Genomic DNA, 22,703 nt, shown 5'->3' on the forward strand with positions numbered 1-22,703 from the left:
ACGCCCCGGTCGTCGACGAACTCGTCCAGGCCCACCGCCGCGCCCGACCACCCGAACCGGGCCCCGGACGCCTCCCGTCGGCGCACCCGGTCCCCGCGAACACGTCTTGTGAACCCATGGAGTTGACGACATGAAACTGACCGCGATGTCCCTGAACATCAAGTTGCACGCCCTGGCGGAAGGGCGCTGGCCGGCCGTGCTCGACCTCGTCAACAACGTCCGCCCTGACCTGCTCCAGCTCCAGGAGGCCGACCTCCTCGCCGATCCGGACGACGCGGAGAAAACCAAACGCGCCCTCGGTCTCAAGCTCACGGTCGCCCCCAGCCGCCAGCTCAACACCGCGGTGGCCTGGAACCCCAAGGCCCTGGACTGGCTGGACACCGACACCCGGTACAGCACGACCGATCTGCACCACGGCTACTGCGCGCCCCGCTTCAAGCCGCGCACGGACCAGGAATGGCCAGTGCCGCTGGTGGCGATCAGCACACACCTCACCCCGTTCGCTGCGGAAACCGCCGCAGCCGAGGCAAAGGTGGTCATCCACCGCGCCTACCGGTACGGCGGCATCGGGCTGATCGGCGGCGACATCAACCACCTGCCCCTCGGCGACCCGGAACCGGACTGGGAGCAGGTCCCGCCGTACGACCGCGTCGCCCGCTGTCTGCCACGTGAACGCCCTGATGACCCGTGGCTCGGCAACCGCATCGTCGGCCAGACCTTCCTCAACGGTGACATGACCGACATCGCCGCCCACCTGGCCGCCCGCGATAACAACCCCGAACTCCTGCGCGTGACCGGCGAGTTCGGGCAGATCCGCACCGACCAGACACACGTGACCCCCGCCCTCGTCCCCGCGATCCAGGACTACCAACTGGTGGACCCCGGCGGCTGCACCGACCACTGGGGCACCGTCTGCACCCTCGACCTCGCACGCACCGACTTCTCAAAGACGCACGTCCACCCATAAATCCCTTCCCCGGACATGACCATCTGAGGCCGCCCAGCAACCTACGGAGGTACACCATGCTGACCACCGACTACAGCGACGCCCTCGCGCAGGCTCAAATCGCCCTGAGTGAAGGCCGGTTCGCCCAAGCCGAGCAGCTCTACGCAGCACTCATAGACACCCTCTCCGCGGAAGGCGTCCCGGCCGACAAACAGCGCAGGCGGGACGACGCGCCCCGCGACCTGCCGGCCCTGCTGGAGGGCCACGCCCTGGCCCTGTACGGTCTCGCCCGCTACAGGGACGCCGAAACACAACTGCGAGACGCGCTGGAGCGACGGGTGACGGCCGACGGACCAATGGCACCGGCCACACTCACTACGCTGGCCCGTCTCGCGGAAGCCGTCGGCGAGCAAGGCCGCTGGACCGACGCGGAGGCCCTGGCCCGCGAGGCCGAGCGCCGCGCCCAGACCGCGCCGGACATCACGCCCGCGGCACAGTTGACCATTCGTCTGGCCCTGCCCTGGATCCTCGTCCGCACCTGGGCCGACGACGCCCTACAGCAGGTGCGCACCCTCGTGACAGACGTCCATTACGTCCTGGGAGAGGCCCACCCGGACTGCTGGGCCGCCAGGCATCTCTTCGTCCAGGCCCTGCGCGAGACGGGCGCGTACGAGGAAGCCGAAATCGAAGCTCGGAACCTGCTCGACCTGCGGATCGCCCGCCAGGGCCCCTCACACCCGCACACTCTGCTTCTGCGCCGTGACCTCGCACTTGTCCTGCATGCCGCAGGACGCCAAGAGGAAGCCGCCGAACTCATCACGGACACCTGCACAACTGGCGAACACACCCTGGGTACCGAACATCCGTGTGCGGAACGTCTCCGGGCCGCCCGCGCGGTCATCACCGGACGATCATCCTGAGTGCCATACAGGCCACACCGCTCTCAGCCCGTCTGGACGGGCGGGGACGCCTTCGCATAGACCGGCATAGTGATCTTGACCGTCGGGGAGACAACTTGGACACCCCGGACGTATCAGCGAGGTCTCGGCAGCGACTCCGTCCTCGACGACGCCAACTCAACCGTGACCGACAGACTCGAAAAGACGGCTCAACCGCACGGAAGTTGAGCGGGCGCCTGACAGCCCGGTGCTGGCCGGGCACGCGGAAGAGTGCGGACTGCCTGAACACGTCAGGCCGCGTCACCGGCGATCAATTGTGTGGCAAGTCCAACAGGAATACTTCCCTTCCGGCCATCCAACCTCACTATGCAGAAAGGAAGGTGCCTCGCCATGAAGCCGTTCACCTTTCAGCAGGGGCAAGACTTATGGGAAGCAGGGAACTCGCCAACCCTTCTGCACGCCTACGTCACCATTGATCTCGGCCGCCATCCGGAACTCGCCGAACTCATCCGTTGTAGGTTCGCATTTCGTGTGTCCCTTTCTCATTAACGATGGCCTTCGTCCGGCCCAAGGGACAATGCGATGAGACGAACTCCTGTCTGATCGTTCACTCGTCGTAGTGCTGTTCCCGGTCTCGTTCTATGCAGCGGCCCCCTCCCGCTTGATCGTGGAGATGTCGCAGCTGATCGAGACCGGGAGCTCCGCGCCCCGCTCTTGCTGCTCGGGGGGTGGGGCATGTCGCGTGTGGTCGGCGAAGTCTCGATGAGTCTCCGTCGTACGGACGGGAAGATCGACGAGGACCTGGTCTGGTCGACGACGGGCATCGACGTCTTCGAGCCCTCGATCCCGTGGCGTACGTTCCGCTGGAGAGAGGGCCAGAAGCACTATTCGGGGCTGTATTGGTCGTCCACCATGCGCGACCACGTCGTCTACGAGTCCCGGCTTGAGCTGACACGACTGCTCTACGCCGACTTCGACCAGGACGTGACGGCCGTCTTCGCCCAGCCGTTCTTGCTGTCCACCACCGTCGACGGTCGCCGGCGCCGCCATGTACCCGACTTCCTGGTGATGCGCGAGAAGGACGTTCCGCTGGTCGTGGACGTCAAACCGCGGCACCTGCTCACCCGCCCCAAGGTGAATTTCGCGCTCGGCTGGGCCCGCGAGGTCGTTCTGTCGCGCGGCTGGGATTTCCAGGTGTGGTCCGAGCCGCCCGAAGCTGAACTGGCGAACCTGCGGTTCCTCGCGGGCTATCGCCGCGAGTGGCTCTTCGACGAGGACCTGCTCGCGGAGATCCGGGCGGCAGATCTGTACGGGGCGACGTTGGGAGAGGCGTTTCGTGCCTTCCCCCGTCGCCTGGACTGGCGGGTGAGGGCCGCGGTGCTGCGGCTGTTGTGGTGCCAGCACTTCGTGACGGACCTGTCGGAGCCGTTGTCCGAGGGCCACATGCTGTGCCAGGGCCCGGTCACGGTGGTTGGCGCTGGCAGGCGCGACCTGCCCCGCCCCGTCGAGGAGCCTGAGGACGAATCCGCACTCGACGACGAGCAGATCTGTCGGATCACGAGGTCGGGGTCTCGTGGAGGAGGACATGTGACCGGAGCTGCTGTACGTGTCGGGGTGGGCACGAGGCTGAAGTACGACGGCGAAGTCGTCGTGGTGGAGGAGATGTTCGGCTCGGCGGCCGGCAACGAGGTGCTGGTCCGTGACGGGCCGGGCCGCAGGTTCCGTCTGTCGCTGCGCGAGGTGCTCGCCTCTGGCCGGGCCCAGGTCATCGCGACCGGACCGGGGCCGGAATCGGAGGACGACCGCGAGACAGCTTCGGTGCTGTTCGCTCTGCTCGGCGAAGAGGAACTTGCCGAGGTTCGGGAGCGGGCTGCCCATATCAACGAGGTCCTGACCGGCTTCCGGTCGGGCAGCGACGAACTCGCGGAGCCTGGAGAGCCCCGGTCGCAGTACGCGACCACAGTGCCCAAACTGCAGCGATACGAGGCGAAGGCCACCGAGTTGGGCGTGAGCGTACGCACCATCAAGCGGTGGGTGCGAGCCTTCCTCACCGACCGGGAAGCCGGGCTCGTACGCGGCGGCCCGGACCGTGGGAGCGGCGACATGGGCGGGCTGGGCCGGGCCGACGTGCGGTGGGTGGAGATGGCCCTGGAGATCATGGCCGAGCACGGGAAGGACTCAAAGCCGACCCGTGGGAAGGTGATCCGCTCCGTCGGCCCGCGCCTGGAGGCCCGTTACGGCGAAGGCGAGGTGAAGCTGCCCGGTCGCGCGACGGCATACCGGTGGCTCGAGGAACTGGAGCGGCGGCTGCCGACCTTCCGGCTGAGTACGAAGCGCAACCGGGACATCGCCACCCGGCCGCCGGGCGCGTACGGGAAGCTAAGGCCCACAAGGCCGGGCGAGTATCTGCTGATGGACACCACGCGCCTGGACGTCTTCGCCATGGACCCGATCACGATGAAGTGGGTCCAGGCCGAACTGACGGTCGCGATGGACTGGTACGACCGGTGCGTGTGCGGGATCAGGGTTACACCGGTGTCCACGTCGTCCATCGACGTCGCGGCCGTGATGTTCCAGACCTTCCGCCCCCGCCCGGCCGGCAAGGACTGGCCGGCGCACGCCGTGTGGCCCGACCACGGCATTCCCCGCACCGTGTTCGTCGAGCGGAAGGCACTCGACCCGGATGAGAAGGAGCCGGAGGAAGCCAAGAAGGGCGGTGTCGCCTCTCCGGCTCTGGTGCCGGAGACGATCGTCGTCGACCACGGCAAGCCCTTCATCTCGGAGCACATCACCTCCGTCTGCCAGCGTCTGGGCCTGTCCATTCAGCCGGCCCGTCTGCGAACGGGCCGGGATAAGGGGCCGATTGAAAGATTTTTTAGGACCGTGCGCGAGGGGCTGCTGGAGTCGCTGCCCGGCTACAAGGGCCCGGACCTGTTCTCGCGGGGCGAACGGCCTGAGGACCAGGCGTTCTTCTTCCTCCACGAGTTGGAAGCGATCATCCGGGAATGGGTGGCCTGCACGTATCACCACAAGCCGCATAGGGGGCTTGTCGACGCCCATGTACCGGGGCTGAACCTGTCGCCGGCGGCCATGTTCGAGCACGGCATCGCCCGGGCCGGCTACATCGAGGTGCCCCGTGATCCGGCGCTCGGCTTCGAGTTCCTGAAGACCGAGTGGAAGCCGCTGCACCACTACGGGGTCGAGATCCGCAAGTGCCGCTACAACGGCGACGGGCTGGACGGCTACCGGGGCGAGACGAGCCCGTACACCGGGCCGAAAGCCAACGGGCTGTGGCCCGTCCAGGTCGACCCCGACAACATCAACCACATCTACTTCCGCCGCCCGGAAACACGCCGCTGGCACACCCTGGAGTGGGAGCACGCCCCGGCGCAGAAGTTCCCGATCAGCCAGGGAGCCATCGAGATCGCCCGGAAGATCGCGGGCGAGAAATACCCGTACCCCGACGACGAGACCGCGGTCGCCGAACTGCTCGACCGCTGGCACCTGGGCCTCGGGCTGACGATGACCGAGCGCCGGTTGGCGCTGCGCCAGGCCCGCGAGGAGTCCGCCTTCGACCTCCCGGGAACCGTCGAGGACGACGTGCGCATACTGCCGTCCGTCGCGCGGAACCTCGCCACCAACGCCGACGTCGAGGAGGACGACGCAGAGGAGCCGGAGGCCGAGCCGTATGAGGGCCTGCTGCCTGGTGATGACGACGAAGACGACGACCTCGACGAACCCGACGGTCCCGAGGACGACGGGGACTTCTACGCCGATGCTCTGGAGGACGCATGATGCCGCCCCGTCCCGAGACCCCGCCGCTGGACAACCTCACGCTCTCGCGTAAGGAGGGGCTGCGGGCCCTGGCCGAGGCGCCGAAGCGGCAGCCTCCGGAGCTGCTCACGCTCAAGCAGAAGGCGCTCCTGGGCGAGGCGGCGTTGCTGGAGTACGAGCAGGGCCGCAGTGTCTGGCACGCCAACCTGGGCCCGATCGGCACGCCTCAACTCAAGGCGTTGCACGAGGACTTGTGGGACATCCTCGCGAGCAATCAGCAGGACGGCGACAAGGCCAAGGGCGCCGTGGCGGTGGACGCCTTCCCTGGGCTCGGCAAGACCACCGCGGTGCTGGACTTCGCGCTGAAGTACCACCGTCAGGTGATCGAGCGGGAGGGAGCGTTCACCGCCGCCGGACACGAGCGGTGGCCGGTCTGCAGGGTCGGCCTGACCAGCAACATCGGCATGAAGGAGTTCAACCGGTCGCTGCTGGAGTACTACGCGCACCCCGGCCGGACGACCGGCACGGCCGCGCTGTTCGCTCAGCGCGCCCTGGACTGCGTCTTGCAATGTGAGACGCGCATCTTGGTAATCGACGATCTGCACTTCCTGAAGTGGCATGACCGCAACGGGACCGAGGTCAGCAACCACTTCAAATACATCGCGAACGAGTTCCCCGTCACGATCATCTTCATCGGTGTCGAGCTGGGCAACCGCGGCCTGTACTCCGAGGCCAACTCCCACGGCAACATCACCCTCGCCCAGACCGCGCGCCGCACCACGCCGCTGACCATGGAGCCGTTCGTCGTCACCAACGACAAGCACCGCCGTGAATGGCGCCGCATGCTGCTCGCCCTGGAGAAGCGGATCGTGCTGTGCCGGAAGTTCCCCGGCATGCTCGCCGACGAGCTGTCCGACTACCTCTACATCCGCACCACCGGACACATCGGCTCACTGATGACGCTGATCAACCGTGGATGTCAGCGTGCTGCCCGCACCGGCGTCGAGCTCCTGGACGAGGAACTCCTCGACCAGGTCAAGCTGGACGCGGCGGCGGAGCGGGCGCGCAAGGCGCTCGCGAAGAAGTTCGACCGCGGGCGGATGACGACCAAGCCTCGCTCCCGTGCGGCGAAGAAGGCGGCGTGAGAGGAGTCCGGTCGCTGCCGCTGCGGCTCGCCCCGGTGCCCGGCGAGGCACTCGATTCCTGGCTCGAGGCCCTCGCCGGGAGACTACGCACGCCCATGGGGGAACTGCTGACCGAGGTGGGCCTGATCGAGGAGCACAGGCCACCGGGGCACCAGCTGCCCATTCGTGCCCCCTGGCTCGTCCTGTTGCCTCCGCTCGCAGCCGGCCGCTTGAGCGTCACGACCGGCCTCGCCCCGGAAACGCTTCGCGCGATGACGCTGGAGAACTACGACCAGCGGGCCCTGGTCGTCGACCGCGACAAGCAAGCACTGCACCGCACCCGCAACTGGCGACGCAGCGCGGGAAGCGGCTCACGGTATTGCCCCGACTGCCTCGCCGAGAGCGGCGGCCGGTGGCAGCTGTCCTGGAGGTTCGGCTGGTCCTACGCCTGCCTGACGCACCGCCGACTGCTGGCCGACGCCTGCCCGCAGTGCGCGGGACCTCAGCGCCACCGCCGGCACCCCGACACCGAGATCCCCGCCCCGGGCTTGTGCGACCGTCCCGGCCCCAGGCCGGAGAGCGGCCCTCGGCCTCGCTGCAGGTATCCGCTGCACTCGACCAAGACTCTCCTCTTCGAGGCGGACCATCCGGCTCTGCGCGCCCAACAGGACCTCGTCGATACCGTCACCACCGGCGTCGGCTCGTTCGGCGTCTACCGGCACGCACCCCAGCCCGCCCTCGATGTCCTGGCTGACGTGAAGGGCCTGGGACGGCGCGTGCTGTTCGTCGTGTCCGGCGACCGGCTCGCCCTGCTCCTCCCTGCCGATCTCCTGCCTTACGCGTCCACGGCAGCCGGCATCGACGCCGTGGGGCGTGCGGTCCCGGGGAGTGCTGGTGCCACGGCCGCGACCGTCACCGCGGCATGGAGCATCCTGGGGCAGGCCGACGTTGAGCGGGCGGCGCCACCAATGCGGCTCCTGCTGGACGCCGCGGTGGAACGCGGCAACTTCATCAGCCCCACGGTGTCCCGCGTCTGGGCGCGGTACGCCAGCCCGTGGCTGCAGACCGTGCACGTGGCGGCGGTCGGGCCAACGCTTCGTTCGGTGGACCAGCTGCGTTACCGCTCGGCCGCCGCCCGGCCCGGCAGCCCGTCGGCCAGTGCGGAGACGGTGGCCCGCCGGGCGGCCAAGACCCCGGCAGTGCTGTGGCCTCGCTGGGAGGCCCGTCTTGATCCACCCGCCCAGGTACGCAAACACCTGGGCACCGCATTGTCGGCCGCGTTGATGCTGGTGGACAGCCGGGCCGAACTCGCCCCCGTGATCTCCCGGCAGCTGGGCGGTCTGATCGACCAGCCCATCGCCACGCAAGCGTTGCAGGCCCTGCGGGCGGCCCCGCAGTGGCGCGACATCCAGGTGGCACTGATCCGCCTGGCCGAGTACCTCGACGGCCACGACGTCCCGATCGACTACGCGAGGCGCCGCCGCCTCGACTACACGGACCTGCTATCCCAGGACGAGTGGGTGAGGGCGTGCGAGCGGGCCGTCCAATCGCCGGGGAACGGCGGGCGCTATCCCGTCGCCAAGTGCCTGCTGTTCGAGCGGGTCAGCGGGCTGCCCGGCAGCCGCATGCCTCAACTCCCGCCTCAGACCGTGTCCTTCAGAAGTGCCCGCAATCGTTTTCCCTACCTGCTGACCCCGGAGCTCCTCGCCGAACTCGACCAGACCGGAAGGGCGTTCCTCGCCCGCCGGGGAATCGACGAGGAGCCGCTGGTCTGGGAGCCGCCCGCCGAACTGCTGGACGGCCTCGACCTTCCACGCGCCGATCCTGAACGCCTTGATCTCGCTGACCTGCACCACCGGGTCCGGGCCGGGCAAGCTCCGCAGCACATCGCCCGACACCTCGGCGCCGATCCGCGCACTCTGCGTTTCGTCCTCACCGAGCACCCGGCGCCCGGTCCACGTGCCCCGAAGCCACGGTCCGGCCGCCCGAAACCACGGCAGCCACGCAAGGGAACATCGAGCCGGCGGCTTCCCACCGCCCTGCAGATCGCCCGGAAGCAGCTGCCCCGGGACGTTCTCGAGGAGCTCTACGTCAACCGGCACGGGACCTTCCTGGAGATCGCCGAGCAGCGGGGGCTCGACCGCAAGCAGGTGGCCCGGCTCGTCGACGAGTACGGCCTGCCCCGCCACCTGAACCTTCCCCGCCAGGCCGACGGCACCCGCGGCCCCAAGGAACTGCTCGACCGCGCCTGGCTTCACGGGCAGTATGTCGAGCAGAACCGGTCCTTCAAGGACATCGGCAAAGAGCTGGGCGTCACGGCGGCGACCGTGTCGCGCTGGGCCAAGCATCACAACATCCCCCGGCAGAACAACCGGCACCTCAGCCGCCCCGACCTCGACGTCGAGACGATCCCCGCGCTCTTGCGCCCGGTGCTCAGCAACAACTACCAGCTGCGCCGGCTCCATACGTTCCTTCAGGTCGCCGGATACCGCTCCTTGTCCGAGGCGTGCGCGGCACGCGGCCTGCCCACGCACAGCGTCACCATGCATCTGCTGCGTCTGGAGGAGGAGATCGGCGGCCCGCTACTGGTGCGGCCCACGAAGAACCGGCCGATGGAACCCACCGACCTCGGACACAAGGTCCTTGCTGCCGCCCTGCCCCTGGCCAGGCAACTCGGACTGCCCGCCGCTATGGCTCAAGCGGCACGGTCTCCCGTACGGACGAATCACCGGCGAAGGCCCCGGACAACCGCCGCTGCGGCAGCGAGGCTGGCTGGCCTCCCTGCTCTGCTGCGGCCGGGGGCAGGAACCAAAGGCGGACAGCGGCGTCTGCGCCGCTTCCTGGAAGCAGTCCGCTATCCCACCCTGACGGCGTTCGCCCGCGACGCGAACCTCGATCCGGGCTCGGTGACCCTGCAGATCCGCAAGCTGGAACGCGACCTGGACGGCCAGCTCCTGGTCCGCGGAGGAGTCAAACACGCGATGCAGCTCACGGGCCTGGGCAAGAAGGTCGTGGCCGCCGCGCAGCCGTACGCCGACCAACTCGGTGATCTCCACGGGCCGCGGCACAAGCCGAAGACCCCGTCGTCGCCGAGTCCCTCCTCGACCGGGTCATCAACACCAGCCACCAGGTCATCATGAACGGCCCCAGCTACCGTCCGAACAAGCGCCCCAAGAACCCCACCGACAAGCCCGCCAAGCCGTCGGTCAAGTAGCCGCCATCGGCGCCCGGGGCTGGGGAATTACGTGAACTCAGCCCCGGGGAAATACGTGAACGTCCACACCACAGCACCAGCATGTCCCCATCCGCGCTGACTCCGCAGATTCAGCACCTGGAACGAGATCTCCAGGGACAGCTCCTGATCCGCTGCCAGCACGGGCACCCTATGCGGCTCACCGACCTCGGCGAGAAGGTCCTGGCCGCTGCCCGACCGTACGCCGACCAACTCGGCCCCGGTGACGGCCAAGAGCGCAAGGACGAGGATCGGGAGGCACGGTCAGCAACGGGCGAGTGAGCAGCAGCTCAGATGAGACCCGCGCTGCCCGTCGACGCGCTTGGGGAGTCGTAAGGGTTTCGTCATCTCCCAACTGGGACGGTGATGCCGTCGATTGCGTTAAATGTATGTCGACGGGATTGGAGGAGGCGGGATGGGGCGGCGCGTGCGCAATGTGCTGAGCAGGCCGGTAGTCGTGGGATGCCTGACGATGGCTGTCGTGATGGTCGGCGCGGGGCTGTACTGGTTCCAGCCGTGGAAGCTGTGGCAGGACGAGACCGTGCGGGAAGCTCTGCCCGCGGCGACGGATATGCCTACGCCCTCGGCGGCACCTTCGAAGTCCGCTTCCGCGCCGGCCGCACCGGCGGGCGATCCGGCGACGCTGGCAAGCGGTGACTTGATCAGTCACGAGCACGCCACATCCGGCGAGGTGCGACTGCTGCGGCTGGCCGACGGATCGCATGTCCTGCGGCTGGAGGATCTCGACACCAGCAACGGCCCGGACCTGCATGTCTGGCTGACCGACGCGCCGGTGAAGGAGGGCCGGGCCGGCTGGGGCGTCTTCGACGACGGGAAGTACGTCAGTCTCGGCAAGCTCAAGGGGAACAAGGGCGACCAGAACTACCGCCTGTCCGCCGATGTCGACCCGGCCGCGTTTACAAGCGTAAGTATCTGGTGCGACCGCTTCGACGTCTCGTTCGGCGCGGCCGAACTGGCCCGCGCCTGACGAGTCAGCCCAGCGCGTCGAGGGCTGCGAGGATGTCGGCCGGTTCGGCGCGGGTGGTGTAGTCGGTGTCGACGAAGGCCCAGCGGATCATGCCCTGCTGGTCGATGACGTATGTGGCGGGCAGCGGGAGGGTGCGCGGGTGGCCGTCGTTGACGCGCTGAAGGTCGAAGCCGAGCTTGTCGTAGACGGCGGCGAGGTCGTCGGGCAGGTCGAAGGCGAGGCCGTACTGCTTGGCGGTGTCGGAGCCGATGTCGCTGAGCACTTCGAAGGCGAGCTGGTGCTTCTCTGCCAGGGAGAGGGACTCGTCGGGAATCTGCGGGGAGACGGCCACCAGACGGGCGCCGCGTGCGGTGATGGCGTCATGGTGCTGCTGGAGGGAGCGCAGGGCGATGTTGCAGTACGGGCACCAGGCGCCGCGGTAGAAGGTCAGGACGACGGGTCCGTCGGCGAGCAGGTCGTTCAGGGCCAGGGTCTGTCCCGTCGCGGAGGGGAGGCTGAAGCGTGGGGCCTGCGCGCCTACGGCGAGAGCGCGGTCGGCCTGGCCGGCTTCGGCAAGTTCCTGACTGGCCCGGTGCATGATCTCCCGAATCTCGGCGGGGATCTGCTGCTGGCGGGCTTCGTAGAAGGTGCTCAGTTCGGCGTTGAGGGTGGTCATGGCGGCTCGTTCCTCCTGGCTGGTGACTGGGGCGGGGCCGGACGTACTTCGTACCTGGCCCGGCACCCACCAAATCTTGAAATGATTGTTCCAAGATACGGGTATGCGTGGCCCCGCGCCAGCTGTGCGGACGTGCCGGTGGGTCAGAGGCTGGTGAACGGGCGGTGGTCGGTCAGGGCGAGGGTCCGGATGAAGGCGGCGAGGTGGACCGCGCGGCGGGCGAGGAAGCGGCGGAGGCGGGGCGTGTGCGACCCGTAGGCCGCCGCCCAAAGGGCTGGTATGCGATTCATGAGGGCATGATCGCGGCGCATGGCGGCCCTCCGGCGGATCGTGGACGAAGCTGGACGCCGTTGCGCAGGTGGGCGGCCTGCCCCGCTCTGTATCCGTCGGTGCCTTTGCGGCGCGGTGAACGGGGAGTATCTTGGAATCCTTATTTCAAGATGGCGGGGTGAAACATGCCGGACATCAAGCACTTCGATCCGGACACGACCCTGGAGACCGTGGTGCGGCTGTTCTGGCGGCAGGGCGTAGCCTCGACCGGGATCCAGGACGTCGTGACCGCGACCGGGCTCAACCGCTCCAGCCTGTACGCCACGTTCGGCGGCAAGCAGGAGCTCTACCTCACCGCGCTGCGCCGCTACCTGGAGCAGCGGTCTCAGCCGATGTTCCAGCGTCTGGCAGAGGATGCGCGGGGGCTGCCCGCCATCTCCGACTTCTTCGCCGGCCTGATCGTGGCGCGCTGCTCGGGCGAGTACGCCCGCTGGGGCTGCATGGTCTCCAACGCGCACGCCGGGGCCGAGAACAGCGATCCCGAGGTACGCGCCGTCCTGGACCAGCACCACCAGGAGCTGCGGGACGCGATGTACACGGCACTCGTCACCGCCGAGGCCCAGGGGCATCTCGCCCCCGGCGCCGATCCGGGCGCTTCCGCCGACCTGCTGGCGTTGCTCGCCTACGGTGTGAACCTGCGCTCCCGCGCCGGCGCCGATGCTACGACGCTGCGGAAGACGGTAACCGCTGCTCTGGACTCGATCACCGACCGAACGGCCGCATAGACACGAGGTGGCATGAGGTGCCCTGTGGTCTGGTTCGGCGCCGGACCACAGGGCACCTCAGTGTGGATCCTGCTCTCAACTGGGGTTGGGAGCAGGCGAAGTGCCAGGCCGAGGGGCGGGCGCCGCCTTGGCTTCCGCTTGTGCCGCGTCCGTCGTGTAGTCCCCCGGGGACGTGATGTCGATGCCCTCCGGAGCCTTGGCCGCCTTCAGGACGAAGGTGAGGACCACCGTCACGACCACGTTCAGCACGAACGCCGTCAGACCGATGTAGCCGATCTCCCCGATGCCGGGGATCTCCCTGGCCGAGCCGCCGAAGTGCTTCTGGGTCGGCGAGGCCACCCCGTACGCGGCGAGGGTGCCGTACAGCATGCCGACCGCCCAGCCGGCGAGCAGGGCCCAGCGGTGGAACCAGCGGGTGAACAGGCCGCCGACCAGGACCGGGAAGGTCTGCAGGATCCAGATGCCGCCGAGCAGCTGGAAGTTGATGGCCACGGTCTTGTCCATGGTCAGGACGAAGACCAGCGCACCGACCTTCACCAGGAGTGAGACCAGCTTGGAGACCTTGGTCTCCTGGGCCGGGGTCGCGTCGGGCTTGATGAAGTCCTTGTAGATGTTGCGGGTGAAGAGGTTCGCGGCCGCGATCGACATGATGGCCGCCGGAACCAGCGCGCCGATGCCGATCGCCGCGAAGGCGACCCCCGCGAACCAGTCCGGGAACATCGTCTCGAAGAGCTGCGGGATCGCCAACTGGCCGTTGGTGACCTTGACTCCGGCTGCGATGGCCATGAAGCCGAGCAGCGCCAGCAGGCCGAGCATCAGGGTGTAGAGGGGCATCACCGTCGTACTGCGCCGAATCACCTCACGGCTGCGGGACGACAGCGTCGCCGTGATCGAGTGCGGGTACATGAACATGGCCATCGCGGAGCCGAGCGCCAGCGTCGCGTATGTCCATTGCGCATCAGGGCCGCTGACCAGCGCGCCGCGCGGATTGCCCGTCGTCGGGTTGGTCTGGCTGAACGCCTCGCTTGCCCTGGCGAAGATGTCGTCGAACCCGCCCAGCTTGATCGGGATGTAGATGATCGCGACCACGATGACGATGTAGATCAGCGCGTCCTTCACGAACGCGATCATCGCGGGCGCCCGCAGGCCCGACGAGTAGGTGTACGCGGCCAGCACGCCGAACGCGATGAGCAGCGGCAGGTCCTTGACGAACCAATTGGTGTCCTCGCCACCGCCGACACCCATCACGTCCAGCACCGCCTGGATACCGACCAGTTGGAGCGCGATGTAGGGCATCGTCGCGAGGATGCCGGTGAAAGCCACGGCCAGCGACAGACCCTTGGAGCCGAAGCGCCCTCGGACGAAGTCCGCCGTGGTGACGTACCCGTGCCGGTGGCACACGGACCACAACCGGGGCAGGAAGGTGAAGATCAGCGGGTAGACCAGGATCGTGTAGGGCACGGCGAAGAAGCCGGCCGCGCCCGCCGCGTAGATCGCCGCCGGGACCGCCACGAACGTGTACGCCGTGTAGACGTCGCCGCCGAGCAGGAACCAGGTGATCCAGGTGCCGAAGGACCGGCCGCCCAGGCCCCATTCGTCGAGGCTGTCGTTGTCGGCCTTGCGCCAGCGCGCCGCCAGGAAGCCGATGACCGTGACTGCCAGGAAGAAGAGGACGAAGACGGCGAGTGCGACGCGGTTCACGCCGTTGGGCATGGCTGCTCCCGTGCAGGGACGAAGGACATCTGGCGGAGGAATCACGTGAGGGCCGGCCGGACGCGGAAGCGTCCGGCCGGCCGGTGGGTCAGGCGTGAACGGGTTCTGCCTCGGGCGAGGCCGTTCCGGAGGCGGCCTCGGGCTCCGGTGCCGGCGGGGACATCTGCTGTTCGAACCGCTTGGGCAGCGCCCAGCGGTACAGCGGCATGGCCCCGGCGGTGGTGATCACCGCGACCAGGACCAGCATGGAGAAGACGTCCTTGGTGATCATTCCCTGGGCGAGGCCGACGTTGATGAAGATGAGGATCATCAGGCCGCGGGCGTTCATCAGGCCGCCGACCGCCCAGGACTCGCGCCAGGAGAAGCCGACCGTGTGCATGGCGGTCGCGCAGCCGACGTACTTGCCGATGAAGCCTGCCGCCAGGATCAGCAGGAACGGTCCGATCATGGCCCAGCCGGCGATTCCGCCGAGTTCCGTGTTGAGCCCGGAGAAGGCGAAGAAGATCGGCAGGAGAAGGACGCAGACGAGGTCCATCATGCGGCTGTGCAGCGCCTCACGGAAGGCGGGGTTGCGCGGCATCGCGAGCCCGGCGATGAAGCCGCCGAAGACCGAGTAGATGCCGACGTAGTCGGTGAACAGCCCGGAGAGCAGGACGAGGCCGACGACGAGGTACATCTGGTCGAAGCCGAAGTGGCCCGTGCGCTCGACCCGTGTGCCGAGCGGCCGCAGCAGGCGGGCCACGACGGTGAGCATGACGAGGGCGAACAGCGCCGTGAGCCCGATGGTGCGCAGGACATGCAGGGCGCCGGCTCCGGTGTGCATCGCCGACAGTACGGCCAGGAAGCACCACGCGGCGGCGTCGTCGATGGAGGCGCCGAGCAGGGTCATGCGGCCGAGCGGCGAGTTCTGCAGCCCCCGCTCGTAGAGGATGCGGGCGAGCATCGGGAAGGCCGTGATCGACAGGGCGCCGCCGATGAAGAGCGCGAACTCGAAGGGGGTGACGTCGGGGCGGGAGAGCCGGTCGTAGAGGAGGTAGGCGGCTCCGGCGCCGAGCAGCAGGGACGGGACGATGCCCGAGACGGCCAGGACGGCGGCGTTCTTGGTGTCCTTCTTGCCGTTGCCGCCGCCGTGTTCGAGGCCGGCGCCGACCAGGAACATGAAGAGGGTCAGGCCGATGGTGCTCAACACGTAGAGGATGGGCTTCACCTCGGGGGTGAAGACCGCCTTCTGCGCTGCGGGGAAGAGGGCGCCGAACAGAGTGGGGCCGAGCAGGACGCCAGCGACCATCTCGCCGAGCACCCGTGGCTGCTTCACCAGCAGGGCGAGCCGTCCGCAGAGGGCCGAGGCGGCCAGGATGACCACGATCGCGGGCAGGACCCGCAGGACCAGTTCGAGGTTCTTGTCCGTGGTGGCGGCCAGAAAGGTCGTGTGGTGCACAACAGCTCCCGTGGTCATCAGGAATGTGCGGGGACGGAGGGGTGGGCCGGGCCTTCGGCGGCTGGTCCCTCGGTGGCCGGGCGGTCGCGTACGGGACGGTGCGCGGGGAGTCCGAGCACGGTGGGCCAGCGCGCGTCGTCGGGTGCGACGACGAGGAACCTTGAGTACCAGCTGTCGAAGAACGACAGGACGAACATCGGCAGCAGGGTCCAGATCGCCACCTGTTCCAGCGGCGCATTGCCGGTGAGCGCCGCGATGATGACCACCACGAAGACGTTCGGGTAGGTCATGGCGGTGTAGTCGTCGAGCGTCTGAACATGGCGTCGGCGCTTGAGGAGCGCGGCGACGAGCCGCAGGCCGACGGCGATGCCCGCGGCGGTCGGGGCGTACGTGGTGAAGCCGTCCAGGTCGAGCTTGAGGCAGACCAGCACGATGAACGCGGTGAGCAGCAGTACCGCCACGTATCCGTTGCGCTCGCCGTACTTGGCGGTGCGTATCGGGGAGCGCTCCCGCAGCCGCCTGACCAGGAGGTACACCGCCGTGACAACGCCGGTCGAGGTGGCGGCGCTGATGGCGACGGCCGGTGCGACGTCCTCGTGCAGGGTCAGGGCAAGGACGGTCGAGAACGAGACGGTCGCGGCCAGCGAGGAGAGCAGGACCTGCGCGAACGTCGGCATGATCATCCCGCCGAGGCACCGGCTGACGGTCATCGCCACCACGGAGCTCGGTGTCGCGAGGAAGACCGCGGCGATCGCCGCGGTACTTGTACTGCCTACGTCCCACCAGCGCAGCAGGGCCGCGAAGGCGACCGGAAGGGCGAGGTAGCGGAGTGCGACGGAGCGGAGTGTGCCGCGGTCGGTCACGAAACTGCGCGCGTTCTCCAGTTCGATGCGGCACATGGTGATGACGCTGGCCAGCACCAGGAGCAGGAGCAGCAGGTATGGCGAGGCGGACACCCGCAGCCCGGCAAGGTTCGCGAGAAGGCCCGCGGCGAGGCCCGCGCAGAAGACCACGGGATGGTTGACGACGACCCAGTCGTAGACCATGTTCAGGGTCTTGTTCTCGTTCTTCACGTAGCTGTGGATCCGATCGCCCTGCAGCATCTGGGAGTTGGGCAGGCGCAGGTCGTAGGACTCGTCGGCCGGGCGGTCCAGGATGAAGCGGCAGATCAGCTCGACGACGTACTTATGCGAGACCACGCAGACCACTTCGCCGCGACGGAGTGCGGGAAGCAACTCCTGTTCGTAGAAGGCGTGCACGCGGTCCTTGAACTGTGCGAACGTCTCGCCGCCGTGCATGGTCGGGCTGTCGGCGTTCATGGCCCGCTCGTACTCGGCGATGCCGTGCCGGCGCTGGAGGATGGACTTGCTCTCCAGCGTGTAGCTGCCGAAGTCGCGCTCCATGAGGCGCTCGTCGACCACCACCTCTGGGGCGTCCTCGCCCCGCTCGTCGAGGTCGAAGATGATGCCGGCGGTCTCGTGCGCGCGGGTCAGCGGGGAGACATAGACGCGGTCGAACTGCTGGTCCCGGTGCCCCTTGGCGACCTTCTCGGCCTGGATCCGGCCCAGGATCGTCAGCGGGGCGTCGCGCTGCCCGGCGATGCGGTGCACGGAATTACAGGTGGACTCGCCGTGCCGGACCATGAACAGGCGGCTCAGCGGCTCGCCGTCCTCGTGAGGTGCCATCACGCGTCCTTCTTCGGCGCGTGCTTGACCTGGTCGCCGTACTGAGCGTCCCAGCCCGCCAGCTTGGTGATGTCGCACAGGTTGTGCACCGCGTGCTTCTCCACCAGCGTCGTCAGCATCGAGACGGTCCGCTGCGCCTGCTGCGCGGTGAGGCCGAACTCGCGGGCCACCGCGGCGCCGAAGTCCGCCAGGTCGTCGTTGAGGATGCCGCGGTACTTGCGGCGCTCGGTGCGGTCCTGGGCCTGCAGGTAGTCGACGGCGTTGGGGTAGGCACTTTGGCGGGCGTAGCCGAGCAGCCGCTCCCGCAGCCGGGTCACGTCCCGCTCTTTGGCCGGGAGAGCGAGGTCGCCGACGATCCAGTCGCAGCTGCGCACGAGGCAGTGGTGGATCCCGTCGGGAATGTCCATCTGCTCCTCGTCGCTCGCGGACCTGAGGCGGCGCAGCACCTCCGTCGCCGTGTCGAAGCACTGGTTGCGCAGGGTGCCGATGCTGAACACGAACGCGCCGAGCCGGCCGCGGCGGGTGGTCTCGTCGCCCTGGCGCATCGGGCCGACGCAGAAGAGGCTCCGCGCAATCTCGCCGTTGGCGGCGACGAGCTGCCCGTGCGCGCCGACCTCGATGCCGCGGTGGGTCCTCGTCTGCGGCTGCGCGTACTTGTGACCGTTGACGAGGCCGTTCCACAGGGGGTGGTCGGGGCGCTCGTAATCGGTGTTGTTGCCCAGGCAGTTGACGACCCGGTCGACGAGCATGTCCGGCTGGTCCTCGAACACCACCCGGATCTTCGTGCCGTCCTCGACGAGGCGCATGTCCTGGATGCCGGCGGACAGGGCGCTGACGGTTTTCGGGGCGCCGTTGAAACCCTGCATCCGGCTGCGGACGACGCCGCCGATCTCCCTCACCGTACTGGTGCGGTTGGTGACGACCAGGCTCTTGTACCTGTCGAGCAGCATCCGGACGTCGCGCGGGTCCATGCGGGAGATCAGCTCGATGACGTACGGCTCCCACGCCTTCATGACGCGCTCGGGGAAGACAGCGTCGAGCGCGCTGCCCTGCTCCACGCCGTGCTGGTCGCGCAGGTGGGCGTACTCCGCCGCGATCCCTTCGACGACCACCTCCGCGGTGAGCTTCTCGGCGTCGAGGAAGGGCGGGCGGCGGGCCTGCCAGATGTCGTGCTCGTGGTCGACGGGGTAGGTGCCGTGCATGTGGCCGCCCCGCGAGCAGATCAGGATCTGCCCCTGGTGACCCGCGTGAATGAGGGAGACCACGGCGTCGAAGGAGGAGAGCGCGGATCCCGTGACGAGGACCGTCTCGTCGGGGCCGACGGCTCGGAACCGGTCCTGGGCGCCGGGGGCGTACGGGTCGGCGAGGAAGCGGTCGGAGTCCTTGATGCGGTGGTAGAAGGGCGCCTGCACCGGTGAGAGGTGACCGGTCGCCAGAATCACCTGGTCGCAATGCAGGTGGTGCACACCGCCCTGCGGACTGGCGTCGGCGTACTTCACCGCATAGCCGGCACCTTCGGCGCGCACGTCGATCGTCTCGCCGCTCACCTCGCGCAGGGTGACACCGGGATCGGCATCGGCGACGGCGTCCCGCAGTCGCTCGGCCAGGTACTGGCTGAAGATCCGGCGCGGTACGACGCAGGCGACGCCGAAGGCGTGGTACTGCCACTTCTGCGGCCAGGCGGAACGGTCCGCCTGCTCGTTGGCCCACTCCAGGAAGTCCTCGGGGCGTTCACGGCGCAGGGTGATGCGGCCGGCCTGGATGTTGAGCATGTGCTCCCAGATGGTGGACGCCTGGCCGAAAGCCAGACCACCGTACCGGTAACCCTCCTCACGCTCTATGAGGCATATCTCCACGGGCGAATCGGCGAAGTGGAGCAGCCGGATGGCGGTGAGCGTGCCGGAGAAGCCGGCGCCGACGATGGTGACGCGCTTCGTGACGGCAGCCGCGCTGTCCATGGAGCCGTGCTGCATGGCGGCGTCGTGCATCTCTTTGCTCTGCATCGCGTGGTCCTGCATGCCGCTGTCCTGGACGCGGCCGACCTGCATCGTGCTGTGCTGCGTTTCCACGGTCTTGTCTCCTTCGGGGCGGAAGAGTCAGAGCCACTCGTGGGTGAAGTGGACCGTCAGGGCGTCGCGGATCGAGTTGTGGACGATGCAGCCCCGCTCGGCCTTGAGCAGGGGCTTGGCGATCAGGTCCCGAAGCGCGGCGGGCACGGACACCGTCACGGTGATCTCGGAGAAGCGGGTCGGCGCGCTCACGAGCGTTCCGTCGACCCGGAAGCGGACCTCGGAGGCATCGGCCTCCGGATCCTCGGCCCCCAGGGCCGCCAGGAAGGAACTCACGTAGCAGCCGCCGAGGGCGAGAAGGAGCAGCTCCCCGCCCATGGGACCGGCGTCAGTCCCCTCCTTCTCCTTGGGGCGGTCGATGGTGACCGTGTGGTCGCGGGCCTGGCCCACGACGACGCTGCCGCCGACGGGCCGAAGGGACACACCAATGCCAGACATGGCTGTACACGGACTCCTGTCCTGGAACGGGGCACATAGGGCTAGGCCGGGATTCCCGGGATTCCCGGGGTGCCAGTGGTCGAGACGGCCTTCAGCATCAGGACGGAATAAGGGCTTCCGGACAGATCGTGGATGATCCTGGATGCGCTCCGTGGCTGGATCTCAACAGACAGAAACCGCTTGACAGTTACGGCCCCACTTCGTCTAACTTGAAACAGTCGTTCCGAGTTGTTCGTGGCCCAGGTGTCCCATGGGGGAGGATGTTCGTGCCGCAGGTGCTGGATCCGGGAAAAGCCCGCACAATGCATGAATTCATCGCGGAACTGAGGTTGTTGAAGGCATGGGCGGGCAACCCGTCGATCACCGAGATCACGCGGCGCGTCCACCAGGACTGGCAGCGGGCCAGACGGCCGCGCAGCGAGTGGCCGGCCCGCTCTACGGTGGGCAACTGCTTCCAGGTGGGCCGCCGCCGCCCGAACTCCGACCTGCTGCTGGCCGTGGTGCACGCCCTCGTCGGCGGCGATGAAGCGGTCGTCTCGGCCTGGCGACAGTCGCTGCGCACGGTGCTCGGCGAGGCCGAGGCCGCCACGCGAGTCAGCGCGTACGACAGGCTTCCCGCCGCGCTGCCCTCGTTCGCCGGCAGGTCCGGCTTGGCGGCCAAGACACAAGCCCTGCTGAGTACCGGTGAGGAAGCGCCGACGGTGGCGCTGGAGGGCATGGCGGGAGTGGGCAAGACGTCACTTGCCTTGCACGTCGCGCACCAACTGCTCGCCGAGGAAGGGGCCGACGTGCCGGTGCTCTTCGCGAACCTGCGAGGGTTCGCGCCCGAGGGCCCGCCCGCCGACCCAGCAGCGTTACTGGAGACCTTTCTGCGCCTGCTCGGTGTCACCGGGGACCGTATTCCGTACGGCCTCGACGGCCGGGCCGTCCTCTACCGTCAGCTGCTGGCGGGCACGGGCGCGCTGGTCGTCCTGGACGACGCGGCGGATGCGGAACAGCTACGTACGCTCCTGCCCGGGGCCCGTGACTGCCGCACTCTGATCACCAGCCGTCAGGCCCTGACCGGCCTGGACGCCACAGCCCGCCTGCCGGTACCAGTGCTCGACCCGGACGACTCCCTGGAACTGCTGCGGGAAACGGCGGGAGCCGAACGCGTCGACCCGGATCGCCAGGCCGTCCGGCGGATCGCCCACATCCTGGAGCACCTCCCGCTGGCACTGTCCATCATCGGCCGCCACATGCGGGACCATCCCGCGTGGGCGCTGGGTGACTACTATCAGGAGTCCCTGAGCACCCTGGTCCTAGAGGACGGCGTACGGGCCGCGTTCGCCGCCTCCGACGCGCGACTGCCCATGGGCGCGCGGCGGCTGCTGCGCCTCCTGGCGCTCCATCCACCCCAGGATGTGGACGCCGCCACGGCTGCCGCACTCATGGATGAACCGGTCTCCGCCGCCGAGCACCACCTCGACACCCTTGCGGCAACGCACCTGATCCGGCGCACGGCACCAGGCCGCCTCCGACTGCACAATCTGACCCACGCCTACGCGGAGGAACGTATCTGCATCGACGAGCCGGCGACCCGCATCCGGCAGGCCCTGGGGCGCATGCTCGCGCACGGCCGGGAAACCGCCGTGCGCGACGAGTCTGGGACCGCCCGCGCGCTCCGGCCGTCCACTCCCTTGGAGCACGCGGAAGCAAGCGGAGAGCTATCGCTCCCGCGGGCGCTTGGAGGGCGGCGCGTGCTCGCAGCCTAGAGCGCGTCGAATACGGCCGTGGGCCGGGGAAGTTCCCTGGCTGGACTGCCAGGGCCAGCGTGTACGGATGGAGCGGATGAGGTCGTTCACCGGCCTGCAAGAGCCCCGAGAACATCGGCAGGGTCGGTCGCCCTGGCGGAGAGGACGTCTGCCCGGCTGGACATCTTCACCGCACCGTTCTTAAGCCTGACGCAGTGCGTGTGAGCAGAGTGGAGCGGAGGAGATCAATGCCCGCCGACGGTCACCAGGTCCTCATCTTCGACGTCAACGAGACGCTCAGTGACCTCACCCCGCTGCGCGTCCGCTTCGAGGACGTCGGAGCCCCCGGGCATCTGATGCCGACATGGTTCGCCGGAGTGCTGCGGGACGGATTCGCGCTGACGGCGGCCGGGGCGTACGCGGACTTCGCGTCCGTCGCCCGCGACGGCGTGTGGGCGGTGCTGTCCGGGCTGGAGGGCTGGACGGGGGACGCGGAAGCCGCAGCCCAGCACGTCCTGGACGGCTTCGCTCACCTGGACGTGCACCCCGATGTGCCGGACGGCGTGAGGAAGTTGGGCGACGCCGGGTATCGACTGGTGGCCATGACCAACGGCAGCGCCGCCCTGACCGAACGGCTGCTGGCCAAGGCGGGACTGCTGGACCGCTTCGAGACCCTGTTGGACGTGCGCGGTCCGCGCTGTTGGAAGCCCGCACCCGCCGCCTACCAGTACGCCGTCGAGCAGGCCGGAGTCCGGCCAGACCAGACCCTGCTCGTCGCCGTACATCCCTGGGACATCGCCGGAGCGCGGCGGGCCGGGCTGGGCGGCGCCTGGCTGCAGCGCGGAGCCTCCGTCTACCCGCAGACGATGTCCGTGCCCACCCACCGCGCACAGGACCTGCGAGAGCTCGCCAACATGCTGGCCGCTGCCCGATCATGATGTCCGCGTCTGATTG

17 protein-coding genes are annotated in these 22,703 nt (G+C 68.5%); 10 read left to right on the forward strand and 7 right to left on the reverse strand.

Translation table 11 applies throughout. The annotated features are described in order from the left end of the window. Positions 1-130 precede the first annotated feature (130 nt). The 7 genes from OG241_RS06490 to OG241_RS06520 all read left to right on the forward strand — a co-directional run bounded on the left by OG241_RS06490 (position 131) and on the right by OG241_RS06520 (position 10,963). Positions 131-967, forward strand: a complete 837-nt coding sequence (locus tag OG241_RS06490; RefSeq protein WP_405814212.1) for a hypothetical protein — start codon at positions 131-133, stop codon at positions 965-967. Between the two features lie 56 nt (positions 968-1,023). Then, entirely contained in the window at positions 1,024-1,866 is an 843-nt protein-coding gene (locus tag OG241_RS06495) for a tetratricopeptide repeat protein (RefSeq protein WP_405814214.1), read from the forward strand. 714 nt (positions 1,867-2,580) lie between these two features. Beyond that, positions 2,581-5,640: a TnsA-like heteromeric transposase endonuclease subunit gene (locus OG241_RS06500; protein ID WP_405814215.1), complete on the forward strand. Its 3,060-nt coding sequence runs from the start codon at positions 2,581-2,583 to the stop codon at positions 5,638-5,640. After that, a complete protein-coding gene (locus OG241_RS06505) occupies positions 5,637-6,764 on the forward strand; it encodes a TniB family NTP-binding protein (protein WP_405814216.1) in 1,128 nt (375 codons plus the stop codon). The genes OG241_RS06500 and OG241_RS06505 overlap by 4 nt, the downstream gene beginning before the upstream one ends. Then, positions 6,761-9,883 carry a TniQ family protein gene (locus tag OG241_RS06510; protein ID WP_405814217.1) on the forward strand — a complete coding sequence of 1,041 codons (3,123 nt, stop codon included), beginning with the start codon at positions 6,761-6,763 and terminating at the stop codon, positions 9,881-9,883. Before OG241_RS06505 ends, OG241_RS06510 begins: the two co-directional genes overlap by 4 nt. A 155-nt stretch (positions 9,884-10,038) precedes the next feature. Further along, positions 10,039-10,257: a LysR family transcriptional regulator gene (locus OG241_RS06515; protein WP_405814218.1), complete on the forward strand. Its 219-nt coding sequence runs from the start codon at positions 10,039-10,041 to the stop codon at positions 10,255-10,257. A gap of 133 nt (positions 10,258-10,390) precedes the next feature. Further along, entirely contained in the window at positions 10,391-10,963 is a 573-nt protein-coding gene (locus OG241_RS06520; protein ID WP_405814219.1) for a DM13 domain-containing protein, read from the forward strand. Between the two features lie 4 nt (positions 10,964-10,967). Here the strand turns inward: OG241_RS06520 and OG241_RS06525 are convergent, their stop codons facing one another. Together OG241_RS06525 and OG241_RS06530 are read right to left on the reverse strand one after the other, a co-directional pair. Further along, on the reverse strand, positions 10,968-11,618 hold the full coding sequence (locus tag OG241_RS06525) for a peroxiredoxin-like family protein (RefSeq protein ID WP_405814220.1): 651 nt from the start codon (positions 11,616-11,618) through the stop codon (positions 10,968-10,970). 143 nt (positions 11,619-11,761) lie between these two features. Beyond that, positions 11,762-11,908, reverse strand: coding sequence for a hypothetical protein (locus OG241_RS06530; RefSeq protein WP_405814221.1), 147 nt, complete (start codon positions 11,906-11,908; stop codon positions 11,762-11,764). A 165-nt stretch (positions 11,909-12,073) separates the two neighbouring features. Between OG241_RS06530 and OG241_RS06535 the strand changes: the two genes are divergently transcribed. Then, positions 12,074-12,673, forward strand: coding sequence for a TetR/AcrR family transcriptional regulator (locus OG241_RS06535; RefSeq protein WP_405814223.1), 600 nt, complete (start codon positions 12,074-12,076; stop codon positions 12,671-12,673). 75 nt (positions 12,674-12,748) lie between these two features. On the opposite strand, the gene mctP is transcribed toward OG241_RS06535, so the two are convergent. The 5 genes from mctP to OG241_RS06560 form a co-directional block, all read right to left on the reverse strand. Continuing rightward, a complete protein-coding gene (gene mctP / locus OG241_RS06540; protein WP_405814225.1) occupies positions 12,749-14,386 on the reverse strand; it encodes a monocarboxylate uptake permease MctP in 1,638 nt (545 codons plus the stop codon). A gap of 88 nt (positions 14,387-14,474) precedes the next feature. Beyond that, entirely contained in the window at positions 14,475-15,824 is a 1,350-nt protein-coding gene (locus tag OG241_RS06545) for a cation:proton antiporter (RefSeq protein ID WP_405814226.1), read from the reverse strand. Positions 15,825-15,841: 17 nt separating this feature from the next. Next, positions 15,842-17,509: a histidine phosphatase family protein gene (locus tag OG241_RS06550; protein WP_405814227.1), complete on the reverse strand. Its 1,668-nt coding sequence runs from the start codon at positions 17,507-17,509 to the stop codon at positions 15,842-15,844. After that, positions 17,509-19,578 (reverse strand): FAD/NAD(P)-binding protein, encoded by a 2,070-nt coding sequence (locus tag OG241_RS06555; RefSeq protein ID WP_405814229.1) that lies wholly within the window; start codon positions 19,576-19,578, stop codon positions 17,509-17,511. The genes OG241_RS06550 and OG241_RS06555 overlap by 1 nt, the downstream gene beginning before the upstream one ends. Before the next feature lie 27 nt (positions 19,579-19,605). Further along, positions 19,606-20,016, reverse strand: a complete 411-nt coding sequence (locus OG241_RS06560; RefSeq protein ID WP_405814230.1) for an OsmC family protein — start codon at positions 20,014-20,016, stop codon at positions 19,606-19,608. Positions 20,017-20,318: 302 nt separating this feature from the next. On the opposite strand from OG241_RS06560, the gene OG241_RS06565 reads away from it, so the two are divergent. Beyond that, positions 20,319-21,770, forward strand: coding sequence for an NB-ARC domain-containing protein (locus OG241_RS06565; RefSeq protein ID WP_405814231.1), 1,452 nt, complete (start codon positions 20,319-20,321; stop codon positions 21,768-21,770). Positions 21,771-21,997: 227 nt separating this feature from the next. Beyond that, the gene (locus OG241_RS06570) at positions 21,998-22,687 is read left to right on the forward strand and encodes a haloacid dehalogenase type II (protein WP_405814232.1); all 690 of its coding nucleotides are present in this window, start codon (positions 21,998-22,000) and stop codon (positions 22,685-22,687) included. Positions 22,688-22,703: the final 16 nt, after the last annotated feature.

It is taken from the genome of Streptomyces sp. NBC_01390 (genome assembly GCF_045040105.1).
GTDB lineage: Bacteria > Actinomycetota > Actinomycetes > Streptomycetales > Streptomycetaceae > Streptomyces.